Origin of the sequence: Endozoicomonas atrinae (genome assembly GCF_001647025.1) — a bacterium.
GTDB classification, from domain to species: domain Bacteria; phylum Pseudomonadota; class Gammaproteobacteria; order Pseudomonadales; family Endozoicomonadaceae; genus Endozoicomonas; species Endozoicomonas atrinae.
The window spans coordinates 1-1,439 of record NZ_LUKQ02000549.1; the positions used below are offsets into that span (position 1 = coordinate 1).

Here is a 1,439-nt window from a genome sequence, read left to right on the forward strand (position 1 = left end):
GATCATCCTGAGTTTTAATCTGACTGGCTATTTGATCTACCAGTTTTTCGTTGATTTCAACGCTCATTGTTATTCTCCATTTTGGAGTATTAACGACAAGCGTTTACACAATTTAAATTACATTCCCCTATTCCAGTGGATCGCTATTTCTTGATCCGTTCCTAAGAACTATGAAGATAAAAAAAACCAATGTTATTATACCAACCCACATCATTTTTCGAGTACCTTGTTTGCGTGCTTTTTATGAACAAAAACTATATCTTTTGTATCTGTATTAAAATGAATAACTTCGCCACTTTTGACGTAAATCATCATTTGATCTAGAAATCCACTTTCAACTACTTTTGAGTTGTAACTATGATTTTTGTTAATAAAGGCTGTTATTTCAGATAAACGAACAATTTCACCTTTATTCAAGCCATTATTTTTACAGTCTTTTGCTATTTCTGTTCCTATTACTTCCCATTTTTTTGCTCTATCTATCATCCCCTGAAGCAATTCTTCAGGTTCGTCCTTCTTACCAAAAAGCTTGCTAAAAAATCCTGCCATTTCACACTCCTTGTAGAGATTTATGTTTGTTGTTTTGACGCATAACGCCAATTTCAGCCGCCGAGCCGCAGGCGAGGTTGGGTGCTGGGGCAAAGCCCCTGCACGAACTGGAAATTTTTGTTAGCTGGCGATTTTCTTATTTGCCACACCAAATGGCACATGAACAGAGGGCAAAACTGATGAAGATGCCTCTAAATGCAGCCTTTGATCATCAAAAAACATATGTGGTCTCATAACTTCTAGAACTCTAGATTTTTCTACTCCACCCATGAAAAATGCTTCATTGACCATAATATCCCAAGCTCTCATAGTGTTAATCACTCGCTTGTGAGAAGGAGCATTACGAGCTGTTACGATAGAGATTTTAAGGACTGGCTTATATGTTGCGTCTTGCTCTGCTTTTTCTAGCTCAAGTTTTTGAATATCAGAAATTCTTTGCAAGAAGTCTTTCAACGGCCCAGGGTTATGAGGAATATCTACTTTTTCTTCTTCATGATTGTGAAATTCATTAAGCTGTCCTGTATTTTGATATATTTCTTCTGCTTCATCATCTGCGATAACTCCATCAAAGTCGAATGCGATCCTTAATTCAGGATCACTCAGATCATCAACTATCTCACCATTTAATATTTGACCAGCAGGATAACCAGCCAATACAGCTTGTTTTACATCTTTTGGATTTGCGGATAAAAAAAGTTCTATATCAAAAGCTGGGATATATTTGTATGGAGAAGTTCCCTGAAGAAATACAGCTCTTGTCATGTGTCATCACCGGCGTAAAAAGTCCTCAAAACACCAGTCCAAAATGACCTGTCGTTAAGTATAGCTTTTTGGGGTGGTCTGCAAGTCTGATAGTTCCAGAAAGTTAAATATTTTACTAAGCTGACTCT

The 1,439-nt window shown here is 37.0% G+C and carries 2 protein-coding genes; both read right to left on the reverse strand.

Features of this window, described 5'->3' with window-relative positions:
• Positions 1 to 210 precede the first annotated feature (210 nt).
• Positions 211 to 549 carry a hypothetical protein gene (locus AK963_RS28945; RefSeq protein WP_066018722.1) on the reverse strand — a complete coding sequence of 113 codons (339 nt, stop codon included), beginning with the start codon at positions 547 to 549 and terminating at the stop codon, positions 211 to 213.
• A gap of 120 nt (positions 550 to 669) precedes the next feature.
• Complete coding sequence (locus AK963_RS28950; protein ID WP_238593888.1) at positions 670 to 1,311, reverse strand: 5'-nucleotidase; 642 nt, start codon at positions 1,309 to 1,311, stop codon at positions 670 to 672.
• Positions 1,312 to 1,439 lie beyond the last annotated feature (128 nt).